Origin of the sequence: Ruegeria alba, assembly GCF_022321465.1 — a bacterium.
Taxonomy (GTDB): domain Bacteria; phylum Pseudomonadota; class Alphaproteobacteria; order Rhodobacterales; family Rhodobacteraceae; genus Ruegeria_B; species Ruegeria_B alba.
Genome location: NZ_JAKOEM010000001.1, coordinates 741604 through 761128, shown reverse-complemented (window position 1 = coordinate 761128; position 19525 = coordinate 741604). Strand labels below are relative to the sequence as shown.

25 protein-coding genes are annotated in these 19525 nt (G+C 65.1%); 22 read left to right on the top strand and 3 right to left on the bottom strand.

Annotation, left to right across the window (positions count from 1 at the left end; translation table 11 throughout):
* Positions 1-58 precede the first annotated feature (58 nt).
* Positions 59-445 (bottom strand): metallopeptidase family protein, encoded by a 387-nt coding sequence (locus MB818_RS03675; RefSeq protein WP_234143910.1) that lies wholly within the window; start codon positions 443-445, stop codon positions 59-61.
* 256 nt (positions 446-701) lie between these two features.
* On the opposite strand from MB818_RS03675, the gene MB818_RS03670 reads away from it, so the two are divergent.
* The 18 genes from MB818_RS03670 to MB818_RS03585 all read left to right on the top strand — a co-directional run bounded on the left by MB818_RS03670 (position 702) and on the right by MB818_RS03585 (position 14967).
* On the top strand, positions 702-1046 hold the full coding sequence (locus MB818_RS03670) for a hypothetical protein (protein ID WP_044028337.1): 345 nt from the start codon (positions 702-704) through the stop codon (positions 1044-1046).
* Positions 955-2325 (top strand): DNA-packaging protein, encoded by a 1371-nt coding sequence (locus tag MB818_RS03665; RefSeq protein ID WP_500808186.1) that lies wholly within the window; start codon positions 955-957, stop codon positions 2323-2325. Before MB818_RS03670 ends, MB818_RS03665 begins: the two co-directional genes overlap by 92 nt.
* A 125-nt stretch (positions 2326-2450) precedes the next feature.
* Complete coding sequence (locus MB818_RS03660; RefSeq protein ID WP_238903987.1) at positions 2451-3623, top strand: phage portal protein; 1173 nt, start codon at positions 2451-2453, stop codon at positions 3621-3623.
* Positions 3616-3840: a GTA head formation protein, RCAP_rcc01685 family gene (locus MB818_RS03655; protein WP_234136992.1), complete on the top strand. Its 225-nt coding sequence runs from the start codon at positions 3616-3618 to the stop codon at positions 3838-3840. Before MB818_RS03660 ends, MB818_RS03655 begins: the two co-directional genes overlap by 8 nt.
* 28 nt (positions 3841-3868) lie before the next feature.
* Entirely contained in the window at positions 3869-4426 is a 558-nt protein-coding gene (locus MB818_RS03650) for an HK97 family phage prohead protease (RefSeq protein ID WP_238904014.1), read from the top strand.
* A gap of 32 nt (positions 4427-4458) precedes the next feature.
* Positions 4459-5637, top strand: a complete 1179-nt coding sequence (locus tag MB818_RS03645; protein ID WP_238903985.1) for a phage major capsid protein — start codon at positions 4459-4461, stop codon at positions 5635-5637.
* Between the two features lie 165 nt (positions 5638-5802).
* Complete coding sequence (locus tag MB818_RS03640) at positions 5803-6402, top strand: head-tail connector protein (protein WP_238903983.1); 600 nt, start codon at positions 5803-5805, stop codon at positions 6400-6402.
* On the top strand, positions 6399-6737 hold the full coding sequence (locus MB818_RS03635; protein WP_238903981.1) for a phage head closure protein: 339 nt from the start codon (positions 6399-6401) through the stop codon (positions 6735-6737). Before MB818_RS03640 ends, MB818_RS03635 begins: the two co-directional genes overlap by 4 nt.
* Entirely contained in the window at positions 6734-7147 is a 414-nt protein-coding gene (locus tag MB818_RS03630) for a DUF3168 domain-containing protein (protein WP_234166405.1), read from the top strand. Before MB818_RS03635 ends, MB818_RS03630 begins: the two co-directional genes overlap by 4 nt.
* Positions 7148-7171: 24 nt before the next feature.
* Positions 7172-7585 (top strand): phage major tail protein, TP901-1 family, encoded by a 414-nt coding sequence (locus tag MB818_RS03625; protein ID WP_234162651.1) that lies wholly within the window; start codon positions 7172-7174, stop codon positions 7583-7585.
* A gap of 2 nt (positions 7586-7587) precedes the next feature.
* A complete protein-coding gene (locus MB818_RS03620; RefSeq protein WP_234136986.1) occupies positions 7588-7908 on the top strand; it encodes a gene transfer agent family protein in 321 nt (106 codons plus the stop codon).
* Complete coding sequence (locus tag MB818_RS03615; protein ID WP_234175545.1) at positions 7905-8114, top strand: rcc01693 family protein; 210 nt, start codon at positions 7905-7907, stop codon at positions 8112-8114. Before MB818_RS03620 ends, MB818_RS03615 begins: the two co-directional genes overlap by 4 nt.
* Positions 8101-8763, top strand: a complete 663-nt coding sequence (locus MB818_RS03610) for an RcGTA-type gene transfer agent tail tape measure protein (RefSeq protein ID WP_238903979.1) — start codon at positions 8101-8103, stop codon at positions 8761-8763. Before MB818_RS03615 ends, MB818_RS03610 begins: the two co-directional genes overlap by 14 nt.
* Positions 8764-8778: 15 nt before the next feature.
* Positions 8779-9411, top strand: a complete 633-nt coding sequence (locus MB818_RS03605) for a DUF2460 domain-containing protein (RefSeq protein WP_234136981.1) — start codon at positions 8779-8781, stop codon at positions 9409-9411.
* On the top strand, positions 9411-10298 hold the full coding sequence (locus MB818_RS03600) for a phage/gene transfer agent baseplate hub protein (RefSeq protein ID WP_234175548.1): 888 nt from the start codon (positions 9411-9413) through the stop codon (positions 10296-10298). The genes MB818_RS03605 and MB818_RS03600 overlap by 1 nt, the downstream gene beginning before the upstream one ends.
* Complete coding sequence (locus MB818_RS03595) at positions 10295-10741, top strand: C40 family peptidase (RefSeq protein ID WP_234136977.1); 447 nt, start codon at positions 10295-10297, stop codon at positions 10739-10741. Before MB818_RS03600 ends, MB818_RS03595 begins: the two co-directional genes overlap by 4 nt.
* A complete protein-coding gene (locus MB818_RS03590) occupies positions 10741-14667 on the top strand; it encodes a baseplate multidomain protein megatron (RefSeq protein ID WP_238903977.1) in 3927 nt (1308 codons plus the stop codon). Before MB818_RS03595 ends, MB818_RS03590 begins: the two co-directional genes overlap by 1 nt.
* Positions 14668-14670: 3 nt before the next feature.
* Complete coding sequence (locus tag MB818_RS03585; protein WP_238903975.1) at positions 14671-14967, top strand: DUF7742 family protein; 297 nt, start codon at positions 14671-14673, stop codon at positions 14965-14967.
* Here MB818_RS03585 and MB818_RS03580 read toward each other — a convergent pair.
* On the bottom strand, positions 14948-15286 hold the full coding sequence (locus tag MB818_RS03580) for a TraR/DksA family transcriptional regulator (RefSeq protein WP_238904012.1): 339 nt from the start codon (positions 15284-15286) through the stop codon (positions 14948-14950). The two genes, MB818_RS03585 and MB818_RS03580, sit on opposite strands and share 20 nt — an antisense overlap.
* Positions 15287-15370: 84 nt before the next feature.
* On the opposite strand from MB818_RS03580, the gene cysE reads away from it, so the two are divergent.
* Both cysE and cysK read left to right on the top strand, forming a co-directional pair.
* Positions 15371-16183, top strand: coding sequence for a serine O-acetyltransferase (gene cysE / locus MB818_RS03575; protein WP_238903973.1), 813 nt, complete (start codon positions 15371-15373; stop codon positions 16181-16183).
* Positions 16184-16463: 280 nt separating this feature from the next.
* Positions 16464-17528, top strand: a complete 1065-nt coding sequence (gene cysK, locus MB818_RS03570) for a cysteine synthase A (RefSeq protein WP_234162649.1) — start codon at positions 16464-16466, stop codon at positions 17526-17528.
* Between the two features lie 162 nt (positions 17529-17690).
* Here the strand turns inward: cysK and MB818_RS03565 are convergent, their stop codons facing one another.
* A complete protein-coding gene (locus MB818_RS03565; RefSeq protein ID WP_238903971.1) occupies positions 17691-18584 on the bottom strand; it encodes a DMT family transporter in 894 nt (297 codons plus the stop codon).
* A 137-nt stretch (positions 18585-18721) separates the two neighbouring features.
* On the opposite strand from MB818_RS03565, the gene MB818_RS03560 reads away from it, so the two are divergent.
* Both MB818_RS03560 and MB818_RS03555 read left to right on the top strand, forming a co-directional pair.
* Positions 18722-19006 carry a winged helix-turn-helix transcriptional regulator gene (locus tag MB818_RS03560; protein WP_238903969.1) on the top strand — a complete coding sequence of 95 codons (285 nt, stop codon included), beginning with the start codon at positions 18722-18724 and terminating at the stop codon, positions 19004-19006.
* A 5-nt stretch (positions 19007-19011) separates the two neighbouring features.
* The gene (locus MB818_RS03555; RefSeq protein ID WP_238903967.1) at positions 19012-19467 is read left to right on the top strand and encodes an OsmC family protein; all 456 of its coding nucleotides are present in this window, start codon (positions 19012-19014) and stop codon (positions 19465-19467) included.
* Positions 19468-19525: the final 58 nt, after the last annotated feature.

The window sequence follows — 19525 nt, the reverse complement described above, 5'->3', positions numbered from 1 at the left end:
CGCCCGGGCCCACAGGTCCGGGCGTTTGGTTCTTGTGATTGGGTGTGGAGCAGGGCGCTCAGAGCCACCAGGCGTCGATGGTGGCGATATCCTCGTCCGACCACCCGAAATGATGCGCGAATTCATGCACCACCACATGGGCAATCAGCATGTCCAGTGCGATATCGCCGCGTGCGCGCCACTCGTCCAGGATCGGTTCCCGGAACAGCCAGACCGTATCGGGAGGAGCAGCGAAATCGCCAACCGATTTCTCGGTCATGGGAATACCCTCGTAGAGGCCGGTCAATTCAAGCGGATCGTCCATGCCTAGCGCATCGAGCATGTCGGCATCCGGCCAGTCCGCCACCCGTAGCAGCACCGCCTGCGCATGGCTGCGAAAGGCTGGTGGCATCGTGTCGACTGTCTGGCGGGCGACGGTTTCGAAATGGTCAAGATCGGTGCGCATGTCCGTGATATGGCGGTGGTTGTGGTGGGTGAAAACCCCATTTCGGGTCCGGTCTCGGCCCGGATAAGGTTTTGTTAACGATTCCAGTGCGTTGCCTGTTGCGCTGTTGCGCGAACACCTTGACTCAGCGGACGGTTTCGTGTATAGGTTGTATCATGCTAGAAGAGATGCGCGAACGGCCCCGGGGGTGACCCCGGTGGCCGTTTTTTCGTCTCTCTCGTGCGGAGATCACTCTCGCATGAGGTCACGAGCACACATGACTTTGATTACCCCGGAGGAGCGGATTTCCCGGACGGCTGAACTGCTTCAGTCGTTGGAAAATTCCATTCGCGATCTGCGCAATGCGGCGGAAGACCTGCAGAAACGGATCCGAGCCGGGGAGGATGGTGATCTTGCCGGATATGGCAAGCAGATGGGTCAGGCGGCCAGCCTGATCCGCGAATGTCAGAAAGTGGAGGCCAGTTTTGCCGAACAAGTCCGACGAGAAGCAGGCATTGCCCAGGGCGGATATGCCCTGGACCTTGACCGCGCCCGATCTGAGATCGGGTGCCGCCTTGCTCGCCTGCGCAAGTGTTGCCGAGAGGGAGCGGTTTCTGAGTGAAATCGGGGAGGGAGGGCTATGCGCCCTCCCTTTTCTGTTCGAGTTCTGGGCATTGCCGCACCAACTGCCGCCCGAGGGCGATTGGCGGGCCTGGGTGATCCTGGGCGGACGCGGCGCTGGCAAGACCCGTGCAGGCGCCGAATGGGTGCGCGCCCAAGTCGAGGGGTCGCGACCGCTGGATGCGGGGCGCGCGCGGCGGGTGGCACTGGTGGGCGAGACCTATGACCAGGTGCGCGATGTGATGGTGTTTGGCGACAGCGGCATCCTGGCCTGTTCGCCGCCCGACCGCCGCCCCAGTTGGAAGGCCAGCGAACGCAAGCTGATCTGGCCCAACGGTGCCGAGGCGCAGGCTTTTTCTGCTCAGGACCCTGAGGGGCTGCGCGGGCCGCAATTCGACGCGGCCTGGGTGGATGAGCTGGCCAAGTGGAAAAAGGCGGGCGAGACCTGGGACATGCTGCAATTCGCGCTGCGGTTGGGGGAACGGCCACAGGTTTGCGTGACCACAACGCCGCGCAATGTGAAGCCGCTGAAGGATCTGCTGGCCGCGCCCAGCACGGTGCAGACCCATGCGCCGACCGAGGCGAACCGGGCCAATCTGGCCGAGAGCTTTCTGGAGGAGGTGCGGGCACGTTATGCGGGCACGCGGCTGGGGCGGCAGGAGCTGGATGGGGTGTTGCTGGCCGATGCCGAGGGGGCGCTGTGGACGGCCGAGATGCTGGACCGGGCGCGCACGTCGCGCTTGCCCGAACTGGATCGGGTGGTGGTGGCGCTGGACCCGTCGGTCAGCGGCGGTGCGGGGGGCGATGCCTGCGGTATCGTGGTCGTGGGCGCCCAGATGCAGGGGCCGCCGCAGGATTGGCGCGCCTGGGTGCTGGCGGACCGCACGGTGCAGGGCGCCGGGCCGACCACCTGGGCCAAGGCGGCGATTGCCGCGATGGATGCGTTCGGCGCCGAGCGGCTGGTGGCCGAGGTCAATCAGGGCGGCCAGCTGGTCGAGGAGGTGCTGCGACAGGTGGATCCGTTGGTGCCCTTCAAGGCGGTGCATGCGGCGCGGGGCAAGGTGGCGCGGGCCGAGCCGGTGGCGGCGCTTTATGAACAGGAGCGGGTGCGCCATGTGGCGGGGCTGACCGCGCTGGAAGAGCAGATGGGCCAGATGACCGCGCGCGGCTACGAGGGGCATGGATCGCCCGACCGGGTGGACGCGCTGGTCTGGGCGCTGCACGAGCTGATGATCGCGCCTGCGGCAGCCTACAGGCGCCCGCGGGTGCGGGTGCTGTGAGCCGCGCGGGCCGTTGCACTAGCTGCGAACGGTCTGTTTCCGGGTCCTGAACAATCTTCGACGATAACTCTCATCAACAAGGCCGCAGCGCATCTGGCGCCGGGCGAGAAGATAGGAGCATTGCCATGATCTTTGATTTCCTGCGTCGTGGGGCCGGAGCGGAAGCGCCCGAGGCCAAGGCCAGCGCGGTGGGGCCGGTGGTGGCCTGGCACAATGCGGGCCGGGTCGCCTGGAGCCCGCGCGATACCGCCTCGCTGACGCGGACGGGGTTTGCGGGCAATCCGGTGGGGTTCCGTTCGGTCAAGCTGATTTCCGAGGCGGCGGCGGCGCTGCCGCTGGTGTTGCAGGACCGGATGCAGCGGTACGAGACGCACCCGATGCTGAGCCTGATCCGCCGCCCCAATGGCGCGCAGGGCAGGGCCGAGCTGATGGAGGCGCTGTTTGGGCAACTGCTGTTGTCGGGGGATGCCTATGTCGAGGCGGTGCGTGGCGCCGATGACCTGCCGGTCGAGCTGCATGTGCTGCGCTCGGACCGGATGCGGGTGGTGCCCGGCGCCGATGGCTGGCCGGTGGCCTATGAATACACGGTGGGCGGCAAGTCGCATCGTTTCGATGCCGCCGGTATCTGTCATATCAAGTCTTTCCACCCGCAGGACGATCACTACGGCTTTTCGCCGTTGCAGGCTGCGGCGATGGCGGTGGATGTGCATAACGCGGCCTCGCGTTGGTCGAAATCGCTGCTCGACAACGCCGCGCGGCCCTCGGGCGCGCTGGTCTGGACCGGCAGCGATGGACAAGGCGTGATGGCCGAGGATCAGTTCCGCCGACTGTCCGACGAGATCGAGGCGAATTTCCAGGGTGCGCGCAATGCCGGCCGGCCGATGGTGCTGGAAGGCGGGCTGGACTGGAAGCCGATGGGTTTCTCGCCCTCGGACATGGAGTTTCAGAAGACCAAGGAAGCCGCCGCCCGCGAGATCGCGCTGGCCTTTGGCGTGCCGCCGATGCTGCTGGGCATCCAGGGCGACGCGACCTATTCGAACTATCAGGAGGCCAATCGGGCGTTCTATCGCCTGACGGTTCTGCCCCTGGTGACGCGGGTGGCGGCGAACCTGTCGGACTGGCTGTCGGGCCTGTCGGGCGAGGAGGTGCTGTTGAAGCCCGACCTGGACCAGGTGCCGGCGCTGGCCGCCGAGCGCGATGCGCAATGGGCGCGCGTCAGCCGCGCCGATTTCCTGACCGGGGCGGAAAAGCGGATGTTGCTGGGCCTGCCGGCGCTGGCGGAGGACGCCCATGGCTGAGGGGTCGGGCTATGCGCCCTTTGACTGTGCGCCGGGCCTGCGGCTGGAGGCGCATGAGCGGGTGGCCGCGTTGCAACACGAGCATCTGTGCCGCAGGCTGGACCAGCTGGACGAGGCGATCGAGCGGATGGAACGGCGGCTGTGGCTCACGGTCTACGGTGTCGCAGGCGCGATCCTGGCCCAGGTCTTTCAATCCTTTCTGGTGATTTCTCCCTGAGATGGCAATGATTTACGAGGAGTGTTTCATGGATATGGATGCCGGACTTGAACATAAATTCGCCCGCTTCGGCGATGGTCTGACGGTCAGCGAGGATGCGGTGATCGAGGGCTATGCCAGCCTTTTTGGCCAGACCGATCAGGGCGGCGACAATGTGCAGGCGGGGGCCTATGCGGCCTCGCTCAAGGCACTGAACGCAGCCGGGCAGCGGGTCAAGATGCTGTGGCAGCACGACCCGGCCCAGCCGATCGGGGTCTGGGATGAGGTGCGCGAGGATGCACGCGGTCTGTGGGTCAAGGGTCGGTTGCTGGAGAGCACCCAGAAAGGGCGCGAGGCGGCGGCCCTGATCCGCGCGGGGGCCATCGACGGGCTGTCGATCGGCTATCGCACCCGTCGGGCCAGCAAGAATGACAAGGGCCAGCGGCTCTTGACCGAACTGGAGCTGTGGGAAGTGTCGCTGGTGACCTTTCCCATGCTGCCCAGTGCCCGGGTCGCGGCCAAGGGGGCATCCCCCGAGGTCGAACAGGCCTGGCGCAGCATTGCCGAGCTGTTCGACAGGGCCCGGCAGGAACTGGCGCGAAGGTAAGCGCGCCGCAACCCACCCGAAAGGACGTGCCGATGAGCAAGACCGAGATCCCGGCCTTGGCCGGAGAGGGTGTGCCCCTGGTTCAGGAGGTGAAGCAGGCGATGACTGGCTTCGTGAATGAATTCAAGGGTTTTCGCACCGAAGTTGAAACCAAACTGCAACAGACAGAAGAGCGTATGACCATGCTGGATCGTAAATCACTCACCGCGGCGCGTCCGCATCTGGCCGCCTCCGTCGAGGACGGCGCCCCGCATCAGAAGGCGTTCGACGCCTATCTGCGCTCGGGCGATGACGATGCGCTGCGGGGGCTGACCCTGGAAGGCAAGGCGATGTCGACCGCGATCAACAGCGATGGCGGCTATCTGGTCGACCCGCAGACCGCCGAGCGTATCAAGGCGGTGCTGCATTCGACGGCCTCGATCCGCTCGATCGCCTCGGTGGTGCATGTGGAGGCGAACTCATTCGACGTGCTGATCGACCACACCGATATCGGTGCCGGCTGGGCGGATGAGACCGCTGCGGCCAGCGAGACCGGGACGCCGTCGATCGACCGTATTTCGATCCCGCTGCACGAGCTGAGCGCTCTGCCCAAGGCAAGCCAGCGCCTGCTGGATGACAGCGCCTTTGACATCGAGGGCTGGCTGGCCGACCGCATCGCCAACAAGTTCGCCCGCGCCGAGGCGCAGAGCTTTATCAACGGGGACGGGGTCAACAAGCCGCGCGGTTTCCTGAACCACGCCGCTGTCGACAATGACAGCTGGACCTGGGGCAATATCGGCTATGTCGCCTCGGGTGTGGCCGCTGGTGTGGATGCCGATGATATCGTCGATCTGGTCTATGCGCTGGGGGCGCAGTACCGCGCCAACGGGGCGTTCGTGATGAACTCGAAAACCGCGGGCACCATCCGCAAGCTGAAGGATGCCGATGGCCGCTTCCTGTGGTCGGATGGTCTGGCGGCGGGAGAGCCCGCGCGGCTGATGGGCTATCCGGTGGTGATCGCCGAGGACATGCCCGACCCGGCAACCGACAGCTATTCCATCGCGTTCGGCGATTTCAACGCGGGCTATACCGTGGCCGAGCGTCCGGATCTGCGCGTGCTGCGCGACCCGTTCAGCGCCAAGCCGCATGTGCTGTTCTATGCGACCAAGCGCGTGGGCGGCGATGTGAGCGACTTTGCCGCGATCAAGCTGCTGAAATTCGGCACCGCCTGAGCGTAGCCGGATCCGGGGCCGGGTGACCGGCCCCGGGTGCGGGCGCGCGCCGGTATCCCTGGCGTTGTCTAGCTGCTCCCCTCCGTCCGAGCAACGTGAGGCGGCGCGGGCCCGCATGACCTGAGACGAACGGCCCGGAGGGGCCCGAGCTTGCGGAGTGAATTGATGATGTTGATCGAAGAGACCGCCGTTGCGGATGCCGCGCTGCCGGTGGCACAGTTCAAGGCGCATTTGCGGCTGGGCACCGGGTTTGCAGATGATGACGTGCAGGACGAGGTGTTGCGCAGTTTCCTGCGAGCCGCCATTGCCGCGATCGAGGCGCGAACGGGCAAGATCCTGATCTCGCGTCAGTTTTCCTGGACGGTCTACAATTGGCGCGACGCCACGGGTGAAGTGTTGCCGGTGGTGCCGGTGCAGACGGTCACCTCGGTGACGCTGCGCGATGCGGGCGGGCAGGACACGGTGCTGGACCCGGCCGCCTATCGGCTGGAACGTGACAGCCAGCGGCCGCGGCTGCGCCCGGCGGGGGCGCTGCTGCCGACCGTGGCCACCGGTGGCGCGGCGATTGTCGCCCTGGTGGCCGGGATGGCCGCCGATTGGGGCGGGCTGCCGGCCGATCTGGGGCAGGCGGTGCTGCTGTTGGCGGCGCATTACTATGAATACCGGCACGAGACCGCGCTGGGCGATGGCTGCATGCCCTTTGGGGTGACCAGCCTGATCCAGCGCTATCGCACCGTGCGCTTTGGCTCGGGGGTGGTGCAATGAAGGCGCCGCATCTGAACCGACGCCTGGTGCTGGAGACACCCGCGCGGGTCGCCGACGGCGCGGGCGGCTATGCCGAGAGCTGGACCGCCCTGGGGACGATCTGGGCCGATGTCACCGCGCGCAGCGGCGCCGAACGGTTCGAGGCGGGCGCGTCCCGCTCGCGGGTCAGCTATCGCATCACGCTGCGCGCGGCGCCCGACGGGTCGTCGATGCGGCCCGCGCCCGAACAGCGGTTCACCGATGGCGCCCGCGTTTTCGTGATCCGGGCGGTGGCCGAGCATGACCCGGCCGGACGGTTTCTGACCTGTTTTGCGGATGAGGAGGTAACGGCATGAGCTATGGCGTGGCGGCGGCGTTGCAGGCGGCGGTCTATCAGCACCTGCTGGCGGATGCCGGGGTGGCGGCCCTGGTGGGGACGGACATTTACGATGCGCTGCCTTCGGGCACGCTGCCGCAGACCTATGTGCTGCTGGGTCCGGAAGAGGTGCGCGATGCCTCGGACCAGAGCGGCGAGGGGGCCGAGCACCGGTTCACCGTCTCGGTGATCTCGGAGGCGGCCGGGTTCGCTGGCGCCAAGACGCTGGCGGGCGCGGTGAGCGATGCGCTGGACGATGCGGCGCTGAGCCTGGCGCGCGGGCGTCTGGTGGGGCTGTGGTTCGACCGGGCCTCGGCCCGGCGGACCGGGACGGGGGGCGCGGTCCGTCAGATCGACCTGCGGTTTCGCGCCCGTGTCGAAGACAATTGATCAACCTGAACGTGGAGTAACATCATGGGTGCCCAGAACGGCAAGGACCTGCTGGTCAAAGTGGACATGAACGGCACGGGCCTGTTCGAAACCATCGCGGGGCTGCGTGCCACCCGCGTAAGCTTTAACGCCGAGAGCGTGGATGTCACCAGCCTGGAGAGCCAGGGGGGGTGGCGCGAACTCTTGTCGGGGGCGGGGGTCAAATCGGCCTCGATCTCGGGCTCGGGCGTGTTCAAGGACGCGGGTACCGACGAGCGGGCGCGGCAGCTGTTCTTTGACGGCGAGACGCCCAGTTTCCAGGTGATCATCCCCGATTTCGGTATTGTCGAGGGGCCGTTCCAGGTGACCGGTATCGACTATGCGGGCAGTCATAATGGCGAGGCGACCTATGAGGTGAGCCTGGCCAGCGCCGGTGCGCTTGCCTTTACCGCGATCTGATCATGGCCAATCCGTGGACGGGAGAGGTGGCCCTGGTCATCGATGGTGAGCAACGGGTGCTGAAGCTGACGCTGGGCGCGTTGGCCGAGCTTGAGGCTGAACTGGAGAGCGGCTCGCTGGTGGAACTGGTGCAGCGGTTCGAAGGGGGTGCGTTTTCCAGCCGCGACGTGCTGGCGTTGGTGGTTGCGGGGCTCAGGGGCGGGGGCGCGGATGTGAGCCGCGCCCAGCTTCTGCGGGCCGAGATCGCCGGTGGGCCGCTGGCAGCGGCGCGGGCGGCGGCGGAGCTGCTGGCGCGCGCCTTCATGCTGCCGGGGGAAACATGAACGGGTTCGACTGGCCCGCGCTGATGCGGGCCGGGATGTTGGGATTGCGGCTGACGCCCGAGGCGTTCTGGCGCCTGACCCCGGCCGAGTTGCGGCTGATGCTGGGGCAGGGTGCCGGGACCGCGCCGATGGGCCGCGCCGGACTGGATGCGCTGCTGGCGGCCTGGCCGGACCAGACACAAGGAGAGGATCATGGCGGAAACTGACGGGTTTTCGGAACTGGAAGCCACGGGCGAAAGCCTGGGCGATACGCTGGGCGATGCCGCTGTCATGGCCGCGGGCTTTGATGCCGAGCTGCGCCGGGTGCGCAGCGCGCTGGCGGCCACGGGGCAGGATGTGCAGACGCTGGAGCGTGGCATGTCCAAGGGGCTGCGCCGCGCCTTCGATGGCGTCGTGCTGGACGGCATGAAACTGTCCGACGCGCTGGAAACGGTGGCCCGGTCGATGATCCAGACCACCTATTCGGCGGCGATCAAGCCGGTGACCGATCATTTCGGCGGGTTGATCGCGGATGGTGTGGGTTCGCTGTTCGAAGGGCTGTTGCCCTTTGCCAAGGGCGGCTCGTTCAGCCAGGGCCGGGTGATGCCCTTTGCCAGCGGCGGCGTGGTCAGCGGACCGGTGGCCTTTCCCATGCGGGGCGGCATGGGGCTGATGGGCGAGGCGGGGCCGGAAGCGATCATGCCGCTGGCGCGCGGCGCCGATGGCAAGCTGGGCGTGCGCAACAGCGGCAGCGGTCGCGCAGTGAATGTGGTGATGAACATCACCACCCCCGATGTGCAGGGGTTCCGCCGCAGCCAGGGTCAGATCGCCGCCCAGATGGGCCGCGCGCTGGGTCGTGGCAATCGCAATCGGTAACAAGGGGAGCGGATCATGAACTTCCACGAGGTGAGATTTCCCGCCAATCTGAGCTTTGGCTCGATCGGGGGGCCCGAGCGGCGCACCGATATCGTGACGCTGGTCAACGGGTTCGAGGAGCGCAACTCTCCCTGGGCACATGCGCGCCGGCGTTATGACGCGGGCGTGGGCATGCGCTCGCTGGACGATATCGAGACGCTGATCGCGTTCTTCGAGGCGCGTCAGGGGCAGGTTTACGGGTTCCGATGGAAGGACTGGTCCGACTTCAAGTCGAGCCGCGCCTCGGCCGAGCCGCGCTATGACGATCAGGTGATCGCTGTGGGTGACGGGGTCGAGACTGCCTTTCCGCTGGTCAAGACATATCGGTCCGGCACCGTCAGCTATGCTCGCCCGATCAGCAAACCGGTACTGGGCACGGTCCGGATCGGTCTGGATCAGGACGAGATGAAAGAAGCGGTGGATTACGAGGTGGACGTGACCACCGGTCTTGTGCGTTTCGAGGCGCCGCCTCCGGTCGGTGTGCAGATCAGTGCCGGTTTTGAATTCGATGTGCCGGTGCGCTTCGATACCGACCGGATCCAGACAAGCGTGGCCAGTTTCCGCGCGGGCGACGTGCCCAATGTGCCGGTGGTCGAGGTGCGTGTGTGATGGGCGGGCCGAGCGAGGCGATGCAGGCGCATCTGGCCAGCGGGGTGACCACGCTGTGCCGGTGTTGGGCGATCCTGCGCAAGGATGGGGTGCGGTTCGGGTTCACCGATCACGATTGCATGCTGGAATTCGACGGGGTCACCTTCAAGGCCGATAGCGGTCTGACGGCGGCGGCGCTGGAGCAGAGCACCGGCCTGTCGGTGGACAATTCCGAGGCGCTGGGCGCGCTCAGCGACGCGGCGGTGCGCGAGGAGGATATCGAGGCGGGCCGGTTCGACGGGGCCGAGGTACTTTCCTGGCTGGTCAACTGGACCGAGCCGGAGCAGCGCTGGTTGCAGTTTCGCGGCTCGATCGGCGAGTTGCGGCGGGGCGGCGGTGCGTTTCAGGCCGAGTTGCGCGGGTTGACCGATGCGCTGAACCAGCCGTTGGGCCGGGTGTTTCAGAAACCCTGTACGGCGGTTCTGGGCGATGGCGCCTGCCGGTTCGACCTGGATCAGCCCGGATACCGGGCAGAGGTCACGGTGGAGCAAGTCGACGAGGCGCGGGTGTTCCGCTGGGCCGACCTGTCCGGGTTTGAGCCGGGGTGGTTCCAGCGGGGTCGGCTGGATGTCACGAGTGGCACGGCGGCGGGTTTGTGGGCGCTCATAAAGTCAGACAAGATGACAGCGGCGGGTCGCGAAATCGAGCTGTGGGAACCGATCCGGGCCGTGCTGCGCCCGGGCGACGGGCTGCGGCTGACGGCGGGCTGCGACAAGCGAATGGAAACCTGCCGCCTGAAGTTCAACAACCTGCTGAATTTTCAGGGCTTCCCAGATTTGCCGCGCGAGGATTGGGTCATGGCCAGCCCCAAGCGGACCGGGGCCAATAGTGGCGGGAGCCTGAGATGACCGGGCGTGGCTGTGACGCGGTTGCCATTGCCCGCAAATGGCTTGGCACGCCCTATCGGCATCAGGCCTCGACCCCGGGGGCGGGCAGTGATTGCCTGGGTCTGATCCGGGGTATCTGGCGTGGGCTTTATGGCCGTGAGCCTGAAGCCGTGCCGGCCTATTCGATGGACTGGTCCGAACCTCAGGGCGAGGAACGCCTGTGGCAGGCCGCGCGTCGGCATCTGATCGAAACTGCGCCCGGGCCTGTGGTGCCCGGAGAGGTGCTGTTGTTCCGGATGCGTGGCGGCAGCGTCGCCAAACATTTGGGCATTGTGTCCGAGGCGGGAGCCTGTCCCCGGTTCATCCACGCCTATTCCGGGCATGGCGTGGTCGAGAGCCCCCTGAGCGCGCCGTGGCTGCGGCGTGTGGTGTCCCGGTTCGAATTTCCTCAGGAGGTGAGTTGATGGCGACGATACTTCTTTCTGCCGCCGGTGCGGCGATTGGCGGCTCGGTCGGTGGAACCGTTGCGGGACTGTCTTCGGCGGTGTTGGGACGGGCCGTGGGTGCGACCGTGGGCCGGGTTCTGGATCAGCGGTTGCTGGGCTCGGGCGCCGAAGCGGTGGAAACCGGTAAGGTCGACCGCTTCCGGCTGACCAATTCGGGCGAGGGGCATGCCATCGCGCAGGTCTATGGCCGGATGCGGGTGGGTGGTCAGGTGATCTGGGCCTCAGATTTTGCCGAGACCACGACGACGAGTGGCGGTGGCAAGGGCTCGCGCCCGCAGCCGAGGACCACGCAGTACAGCTATTCGGTGTCGCTGGCGGTTGCGCTTTGTGAGGGCGAGATTGCCGGTGTGCGCCGGGTCTGGGCGGACGGGGACGAGATCGCGCCGGACGAATTGAACATGCGCGTCTATCGCGGCACCGCCGATCAGCTGCCCGACCCGGTGATGGAGGCGGTCGAGGGTGCGGGTCTGGTGCCTGCTTATCGCGGTACCGCCTATGTGGTGTTTGAGGATCTGGATCTGGACCGGTTCGGCAACCGGGTGCCGCAATTCTCGTTCGAGGTGGTTCGGGGCGATCAGCCCGATGCCGATCCTGCCGAGTTGGGGCTGGCGGGGCTGGTCAAGGGCGTGGCGCTGATTCCGGGAACCGGGGAATATGCGCTGGCCACCACCCAGGTGAACTATTCCAACGGGCCGGGCAGTTTCTGGGCGGCCAACAGCAACTCTCCATCCGGGCAGACCGATTTTCTGACCTCGTTGGAGGCGCTGGGCGAGGAATTGCCCGAAGTGGGCGCGGCCTCGCTGGTGGTGTCGTGGTTCGGTGGCGATCTGCGCTGTGGCAATTGCGAGATCCGGCCCAAGGTCGAGCGCAAGAATATCGACGGCAGCAACATGCCCTGGCGGGTTTCGGGCCTGAGCCGGACCACGGTGGATGAGATTGCGCGGATCGAGGACCGCCCGATCTATGGCGGTACGCCGGCCGACGCGGCGGTGGTCGAGGCGATCCGGCACATGCACGAGGCCGGGCAAAGGGTGATGTTTTATCCGTTCATCCTGATGGACCAGTTGGCGGGCAACACGCTGATCAACCCATGGACCGGTGAGGAGGGGCAGCCGCATCTGCCCTGGCGGGGGCGGATCACGCTGAGCCTTGCGCCGACCCAGCCCGGCACGCCCGACGGCACAGCGGCAGCGGATGCCGAAGTGGCGGCGTTCTTTGGCACGGCCTCGGCTGCGGATTTCGTGATCGGTGACGGGGTGGTGACCTATTCCGGCCCCGAGGATTGGGGCCTGCGCCGGTTCATCCTGCACTATGCGGCGCTGTGCAAGGCGGCGGGCGGTGTCTCGTCCTTTTGCATCGGTTCCGAGATGCGCGGCCTGACCCAGATCCGGGGCGCCGCCGGGTTTCCGGCCGTTCAGGCCTTGCGCGCTCTGGCGGCAGAGGTACGGACCATTCTGGGGCCGGAAACCAAGCTGGGCTATGCCGCGGACTGGAGCGAGTATTTCGGCTATCAGCCGCAGGATGGCAGCGGGGATCGCTATTTCCATCTTGATCCGCTGTGGGCCGATCCCGAGATCGACTTTGTCGGTATCGACAACTACATGCCGCTGTCGGATTGGCGTGATGGCGAAGACCATGCCGATGCCCAGGCCGGAACCCGACATATCTATGAGCAGGACTATCTGCGCGGCAATGTCGAGGGCGGTGAGGGCTATGACTGGTACTATCATTCGCCCGAAGCGGAGGCGGCGCAGATCCGTACGCCGATCACGGATGATGCCCATGGCGAGGCCTGGGTTTGGCGGTACAAGGATATCCGCAGCTGGTGGGCCAACCCCCATCACGAGCGGATCGGGGGCAACCGTCAGGCTTTGCCCACCGATTGGGTGCCGCAATCGAAACCGATCTGGTTTACCGAGCTTGGCTGCGCGGCTGTGGACAAGGGCACCAATCAGCCCAACAAGTTCCTCGATCCGAAATCCTCGGAATCGAGCCTGCCGAAATACTCGAACGGCGCGCGCGACGACCTGATGCAACTGGCCTATCTGAATGCGGTACTGGGGTATTGGAACGAGCCGGGGAACAATCCGGTCTCGGTCGAGTATCAGGCGCCGATGATCGACATGGCCAATGCCTATGTCTGGGCCTGGGATGTGCGGCCCTATCCCGCCTTTCCCAACAATCGCGAATTGTGGGCCGATGGGGCGAATTACGCGCGCGGCCACTGGCTGAACGGGCGGTCGGGCAACCGCACATTGGCCTCGGTCGTGCGCGAGATCTGTGCCCGTGCCAAGGTGAGCGCGGTGGACCTCGGCGCGCTTTGGGGCATCGTCCGCGGCTATACGGTCGATCAGGTCAGCGATGCCAGATCCGCCTTGCAACCGCTGATGCTGCGATACGGGTTCGATGCGATTGAACGCGATGGCAAGCTGGTCTTCCGCCTGCGCGATGGCGGCAGGCCTGTAGAACTGGGTCGCGAACTGCTAGCCGTTCACGAAGAGATTGACGGCGCTCTGGAACATCGGCGCGAGTCCGATCTGGAACTGAGCGGACGGGTCAGGCTGCGTTTTGTCCAGGCGGATGCGAACCATGATGTGGTGGCCGAAGAGGCGGTTCTGCCCGATGACGCCACCCATGCGGTGTCCTCGAACGAGATGCCGCTGGCGCTGACCCGTGCCGAGGGACGGCAGACGGTGGAACGCTGGCTGGCCGAGGCGCGTCTGGGTCGCGATACGATCCGTTTTGCGCTGCCGCCCTCGCGGCTGGCGCTGGGTGCGGGCGACGTGGTGCGCCTGCCCGATGCCGGGGACGAGATCGGCGGGCTGTATCGTGTGGACCGGGTCGAACAGGCGCATATGCAGCTGATCGAGGCCGTGCGGGTAGAACCGAATGTCTATCTGACTTCGGACATGGCAGAGGATCGTCCTGTGGTTCAGGAGTTTGTGCCCCCGGTTCCGGTGCTGCCGCTGCTGATGGATTTGCCGCTGATCACCGGGGACGAGGTGCCGCATGCGCCGCATGTGGCGGTCACCGCACAGCCCTGGCCCGGTACGGTCGCGGTCTACTCCTCGGCCAGCGACGAGGCCTATCGTCTGGACGAGATCGTCGCGACCCGGGCAGTGATCGGTGTAACCGAGACGCCGCTGGCCCGGGCACGCCCCGGTCTGTGGGATCGTGGCGATGCGGTTCAGGTGAAGCTGGTTGCCGGAGAATTGGAGTCGCGTCCTCTTGAGGCGATCCTGAACGGAGAGAACCTGGCGGCGATCGGCGATGGGTCGACCGACAACTGGGAATTGTTCCAGTTCCGAGAGGCCGAGTTGATCGCGCCCGATACCTATCTGCTGCGCAACCGGCTCAGGGGACAATTGGGAAGCGACGCGTTGATGCCCGACGTCTGGCCCGCAGGCTCTCAATTCGTGCTGATCGACCCGCGTCTGGTGCAGCTTGACCTTGCCAGTTCGGAACGGCGGATCGCGCGGCATTACCGGATCGGCCCGTCTCGTCGGAGTTATGACGATCCATCTTATGTGCACCGGGTCGATGCATTTGATGGCATCGGCTTGCGCCCCTATGCCCCGGCCCACCTGCGAGCGGTTGAGAACGGCGCCGACATTCAGCTGTCCTGGGTGCGGCGTACCCGGATCGACGGCGACGACTGGAGCCTGCCCGAGGTGCCTTTGGGCGAAGAAAGCGAAAGCTATCTGGTCCGGGTGATCAAGGATGGTGGCGTGCTGCGGGAAGAAACCGTGTCGTCTGCCGCCTGGACCTATGGCGCGGCGGCGCAGGTGGCGGATGCTGTGGCGCGGCCCTTTGATCTGTCGGTGGCGCAGATTTCGGCCCGGTTCGGTCCGGGTCTGTTCCGTAGCGTGACGGTCGAGGCCTGAGCGATGCGTCCGGTTCTGCATGGCGATGTCAGCGCGGCGGCGCGGGCCTTGCTGCACGCTCCCGCCGGTACACGTCGGTCGCTCTGCCGCCGGATGCTGTCCGAGGCGGAGATGGCCGATGCCCATGTCCGTGCGACCGGGCGGCTCCATCCGCTGTTTGGCAATGGTTCTTTGATGTCTGCGGCGCGCAAGCGGGTGTTGGCGGATGAGCCCGGGTTCGACGATCCGGGCTATTGCCGGTGCTTCGAGATCGTGCTGAGCGCGCTGATCGACCGTCAGATCAGCCGCGCGCGCAACTGACGCAAAGCGTGGCGGCGGGATCGAGCGTCAGCCGCCCCTCGGGCAGGTCGTCGCCGCAACCGTCGCAATAGCCGTATTCTCTGGCCGAGATCCGATCGAGCGCCAGCCTTAGACGGCGGGCCTCGACCTCGCGCCTTGCCTGCTGGGCCTTGGCCATGGCCTGATTCTGAAGTGCGTCCATCCGGCTGAGGCGACCCACCGATTGTTGATCCAACTCGACCACCGCCCGCGCCGATTGCCCCACCGCGCTGCTGTCGCCCAGTTCCTGCAAGCGCTCCTGAATCAGAGCCCGGAAACGGGCAAGCCGCGTCTCATTCATTTCCGTCACCACGCCCATCACGTATTGAGGTTGGTCAAATCGATCCTAACTGACTAGATTAGTCACAAAGAAGGATGACAGGCCATGATGGAAACGCGCAAGAAACTTGCCCCCGTGGACCCGGTCTGGGACCGGATCACCGCCGAAGCGCAGGACGCTGTGGACAGAGAGCCCCTGATGGGTGGGCTGGTGCATGCCTGTATCCTGCACCACAAGAACCTGGACAGGGCGCTGTCCTATCGCATTTCGGCCAAGCTCTGCTCGAACGAGATGTCGATGATGGTGCTGCGCGAGATTGTGGACGATGCCTATGACAGCGCGCCCGAGTTGGTCGAGGCAGCCCGTGCCGACCTGATGGCGGTCTACGAGCGTGACCCGGCCTGCCACCGGCTGTTGCAGCCGATCCTGTATTTCAAGGGATATCAGGCGATGCAGGCCTATCGCGTGGCGCATTGGCTGTGGACACGCAAGCGCTATGACCTGGCCTATTTCTTCCAGATGCGGGTGTCCGAGATCTTTGGCGTCGACATTCATCCGGCGGCCCGGATTGGCAAGGGGATCATGATCGACCACGCCCATTCCATCGTCATCGGCGAAACTGCGGTGGTAGGGGACAACGTGTCGATGCTGCATTCGGTGACGCTGGGCGGGACCGGTAAGGAAGAAGAGGACCGTCATCCCAAGATAGGCGATGGCGTGATGATCGGGGCGGGCGCCAAGGTGCTGGGTAATATCAAGGTCGGCCATTGCAGCCGCATCGCTGCCGGTTCGGTGGTGCTGAGCGAGGTGCCGCCCTGCAAGACCGTCGCGGGCATCCCGGCCAAGATCGTCGGAGAGGCGGGCTGCGACCAGCCCTCGATCAACATGGACCAGCGGTTCCCGAACGGGTCGGACTGAGGCGCCTGTCTCCGAGATTTCATTTGTCTTGAATGCGAAAAGGGGCGCATTGCGCCCCTTTTCTCTATTGGCGCTTCTGAGGGAAAGTATTTTGAATTAATCTCTTAACTGCGACTGTTGATCTTGGTTTCCGGGTTATCGGCATGGAATCCTTCGGCTTTGGACCATAATGGATAAAGGTTGGTCCTATCTGAGTTCGAGCGCCTTGTGGTACTGCCACGCGCGGCGCATTATCTGATGCAACGGTAAGACTTTTCGCAGTTTGACTTGGGGGCATGCAATGATCTTCACGACCAAGGGCCGCGGGCGGCTATATGGCTCGATCCTGGAAACGGTGGGCAATACGCCCGTGATCCGGCTGAACAGGATCGCGCCGGGGCATGTCACGATGTATGTGAAATTCGAGGCGTTCAACCCGGCGGGATCGGTCAAGGACCGGCTGGCGCTGAACATCATCGAGGCCGCAGAACGCGAGGGCCGGTTGCAGCCGGGCCAGACCGTGGTCGAGGCGACCAGCGGCAATACCGGCATCGGGCTGGCCATGGTCTGCGCCGCCAAGGGCTATCCGCTGGTCATCACCATGCATGACGGTTTCTCGGTCGAGCGTCGCCGCCTGATGCGGATGCTGGGCGCCAAGGTGGTGCTGACCCGCAAGGAAGACAAGGCGGTCGGGATGGTGGTGAAAGCCAAGGAACTGGCCGAAGCAAACGGCTGGTTCCTGGCGCATCAGTTCGAGACCAAGGACAATGCCGATATTCACGAGGCCACAACCGCGCAAGAGATCCTCGGCGATTTCGACGGCGAGCGGTTGGACCATGTGGTGCTGGGCTATGGCACCGGTGGCACCGTCACCGGGTTGGGCCGGGTGCTGAAAACCGCGCGGCCCGATCTGAAGATCACGCTGAGCGAGCCCGCCAATGCCGCGCTGGTGCAATCGGGCGAGGCGCAACAGCGCAATGCCGAGGGCGAACCCGCCGCGACCCATCCGGCCTTCAACCCGCACCCGATCCAGGGCTGGACGCCGGATTTCATTCCGCTGGTGCTGCAAGAGGCGCTGGACAAGGGGTACTTCGATGGTCTTGAGCCGGTGAGCGGCCCGGAAAGCATCGCCTGGTCCAAACGCCTGGCGGCCGAGGAGGGCATCCTGACCGGGATATCGGGTGGCGCCAGTCTCGCGGCCGCGATGAAGGTGGCCGAGGCCGCGCCCGAAGGCTCGGTGCTGCTGGCGATGCTGCCCGATACCGGCGAGCGCTACCTGTCAACGCCGCTGTTCGAGGATATTGCGGCCGAGATGGACGAGGCTGAGCAGGCCCTGTCGGCCTCGACACCCGGTTATCAGTACTGACTGACGCACCGCCACTGGCGGGACTGGTGTCCAGGAATTGAAAGGGAGCGGAGGCGCTCCCTTTTCGCTATTCCATGTTGCTCATGGTTGACCTGCCTTTGCCGGGACCATGCGGGACTGTGCCAAGGTTCACTTTCACAGCTGCCTCAGCAGTTTTCAGGACTATCCTGCCAGCACGATCACCGCTGCGCCGATGATGGTCACTCCGGCCCCCAGGAATGCCAATGCCTTGGGTCGATGGCCCTCTTTAAGCCAGATAACAGGCAGGACGAGAAGCGGCGAGAGAGAGCCCAGGATCGCGGCGATCCCTGCGTCGAGATGGGCATAGGCAAACAGCAGAAGCGTCGATGACAGGCCATAGCCGATGAAGCCGGGCAGGATGGTTCGAAACAGAAGGCCGGGCGACATCTCGGTCGTGCTTCGAAAAACGGGTGATGGCCAGAGAGCGACAAGCGATATCGCAAATGCCGCCCCGGACAGGCGAATGGCCGAGGCTGCAATCGGATCCGTGCCGGCCTGCATCGCGGGTTTCATGACAAGGAACCCAAAGCCCTGAAACCCCGCCGCAAGCAGCCCCAGGAGGACCACCTTGACCTGCGTGCCGGTGAGCCGATCACTGTCAGACTGCGGATCACTGCCCTGAAGGATCGCCATCAGGACCCCGGTCAGCACAAGGGATGCGCCGAGCAGGTCGAGGACCGACAGGGTTTCTCCGAAAGCCAGAAACGCCATGCCCGCAACCAGAGGCGCCTTGAGCGCCAGAAGGACCTCGGTCCGCCGTGGCCCGCCGAGGCGCAGGCACTCGATCATGGCAAGGTTGCCAAGAATGATACCGATCAGAATGCTGGCTGCGAAAGCGGGCCAATGCTGCCAGGCGATCGTCGGCCACAGGCCAAGGACCGAACAGCCCGCGCAAAGGATCGCGGCACAGGCGAGCAACTGAACCCGGGTAAACTCAAAAGCGCCCAGGCGCCGGGCAGGGTCCTGTGCAAGGACGATGCCGCTGGCCCAACCCAGCGACGCACCAACCGCCGCCGATAGGGGAAGAAACAGCATGACATCACCTCTGATTCGCTACATAATAAGTAGCAAATACATGCTACGCAAAAAATAGCAAAGGGGGCGTGACAATGCCAACAAGGATCCCTCTGCCCGGCACGCCGGTGCGCGGGTCGAAATCGGGAAAGCCGATCATGGCGCTGTTCGACCTTCTCGGGCGGACCTGGGCGCTTGGCATCGTGTGGCAGCTGGAAGGTGGTCCGCTGACCTTTCGCCAGTTGCAGAGCCGATGTGAAACGGTATCGCCGACGGTGCTCAACAAACGGTTGGGGGAACTGCGCGAGAGCGGTTTTGTCGGGTTGACCAGCGAAGGATACCATTTGACGGAAATGGGCCGCGATCTCTTTGCCAAGCTCAAACCGCTCGGGGCATTTTCGCAGGTCTGGGCCGATGCCGTGTTGTCCGGCAACAAGGAGTAAGCGAGATGACCACCCATGACGCGACCGTATCGTGGTGCGTTACCTCTGGCGATTTTGCCAGGGGCAGTTACAACCGGGCCCACCAGTGGGAATTCGACGGGGGCGCGACCTGTCTGGCCGCGGCCTCGCCGCATGTGGTTCCACCGCCGATGTCGGACCCGTCCGCTATCGACCCCGAAGAGGCGTTTGTTGCGGCCATCGCCTCTTGTCACATGCTCTGGTTTCTGGATATCGCGCGGCGCGCGGGTTATGTGGCCGCGACCTACCGCGATCACGCCAAGGGGCAAATGACGGCCAATGAAGCGGGCAAGCTGTGGCTGTCCCGCGTTGATCTGCGACCCCGCATAACCTGGACGGGTGAGGGGCCGGCACAGCAAGCATTGAGAGCCCTTCATCACGAGGCGCATGAGAATTGTTATATCGCAAATTCAATCAGGACCGTGATCGAGGTTCATCTTTGACAGGCTGAATTGTCGCTTGGTTGCATCACGACAAAGCCCCGGCGACAAGGCCGGGGCT

Bases quoted from the DNA above. Each gene is read 5' to 3' on its own strand.
- MB818_RS03565 (WP_238903971.1), bottom strand. From the start codon at position 18,584: ATGCTGTTTCTTCCCCTATCGGCGGCGGTTGGTGCGTCGCTGGGTTGG.
- MB818_RS03620 (WP_234136986.1), top strand. From the start codon at position 7,588: ATGGCCAATCCGTGGACGGGAGAGGTGGCCCTGGTCATCGATGGTGAG.
- cysK (WP_234162649.1), top strand. From the start codon at position 16,464: ATGATCTTCACGACCAAGGGCCGCGGGCGGCTATATGGCTCGATCCTG.
- MB818_RS03650 (WP_238904014.1), top strand. From the start codon at position 3,869: ATGGATATGGATGCCGGACTTGAACATAAATTCGCCCGCTTCGGCGAT.
- MB818_RS03645 (WP_238903985.1), top strand. From the start codon at position 4,459: ATGAGCAAGACCGAGATCCCGGCCTTGGCCGGAGAGGGTGTGCCCCTG.
- MB818_RS03610 (WP_238903979.1), top strand. From the start codon at position 8,101: ATGGCGGAAACTGACGGGTTTTCGGAACTGGAAGCCACGGGCGAAAGC.
- MB818_RS03600 (WP_234175548.1), top strand. From the start codon at position 9,411: ATGGGCGGGCCGAGCGAGGCGATGCAGGCGCATCTGGCCAGCGGGGTG.
- MB818_RS03660 (WP_238903987.1), top strand. From the start codon at position 2,451: ATGATCTTTGATTTCCTGCGTCGTGGGGCCGGAGCGGAAGCGCCCGAG.
- cysE (WP_238903973.1), top strand. From the start codon at position 15,371: ATGATGGAAACGCGCAAGAAACTTGCCCCCGTGGACCCGGTCTGGGAC.
- MB818_RS03595 (WP_234136977.1), top strand. From the start codon at position 10,295: ATGACCGGGCGTGGCTGTGACGCGGTTGCCATTGCCCGCAAATGGCTT.
- MB818_RS03555 (WP_238903967.1), top strand. From the start codon at position 19,012: ATGACCACCCATGACGCGACCGTATCGTGGTGCGTTACCTCTGGCGAT.
- MB818_RS03655 (WP_234136992.1), top strand. From the start codon at position 3,616: ATGGCTGAGGGGTCGGGCTATGCGCCCTTTGACTGTGCGCCGGGCCTG.
- MB818_RS03560 (WP_238903969.1), top strand. From the start codon at position 18,722: ATGGCGCTGTTCGACCTTCTCGGGCGGACCTGGGCGCTTGGCATCGTG.
- MB818_RS03630 (WP_234166405.1), top strand. From the start codon at position 6,734: ATGAGCTATGGCGTGGCGGCGGCGTTGCAGGCGGCGGTCTATCAGCAC.
- MB818_RS03580 (WP_238904012.1), bottom strand. From the start codon at position 15,286: ATGAATGAGACGCGGCTTGCCCGTTTCCGGGCTCTGATTCAGGAGCGC.
- MB818_RS03635 (WP_238903981.1), top strand. From the start codon at position 6,399: ATGAAGGCGCCGCATCTGAACCGACGCCTGGTGCTGGAGACACCCGCG.
- MB818_RS03585 (WP_238903975.1), top strand. From the start codon at position 14,671: ATGCGTCCGGTTCTGCATGGCGATGTCAGCGCGGCGGCGCGGGCCTTG.
- MB818_RS03640 (WP_238903983.1), top strand. From the start codon at position 5,803: ATGATGTTGATCGAAGAGACCGCCGTTGCGGATGCCGCGCTGCCGGTG.
- MB818_RS03605 (WP_234136981.1), top strand. From the start codon at position 8,779: ATGAACTTCCACGAGGTGAGATTTCCCGCCAATCTGAGCTTTGGCTCG.
- MB818_RS03665 (WP_500808186.1), top strand. From the start codon at position 955: ATGCCCTGGACCTTGACCGCGCCCGATCTGAGATCGGGTGCCGCCTTG.
- MB818_RS03675 (WP_234143910.1), bottom strand. From the start codon at position 445: ATGCGCACCGATCTTGACCATTTCGAAACCGTCGCCCGCCAGACAGTC.
- MB818_RS03615 (WP_234175545.1), top strand. From the start codon at position 7,905: ATGAACGGGTTCGACTGGCCCGCGCTGATGCGGGCCGGGATGTTGGGA.
- MB818_RS03590 (WP_238903977.1), top strand. From the start codon at position 10,741: ATGGCGACGATACTTCTTTCTGCCGCCGGTGCGGCGATTGGCGGCTCG.
- MB818_RS03670 (WP_044028337.1), top strand. From the start codon at position 702: ATGACTTTGATTACCCCGGAGGAGCGGATTTCCCGGACGGCTGAACTG.
- MB818_RS03625 (WP_234162651.1), top strand. From the start codon at position 7,172: ATGGGTGCCCAGAACGGCAAGGACCTGCTGGTCAAAGTGGACATGAAC.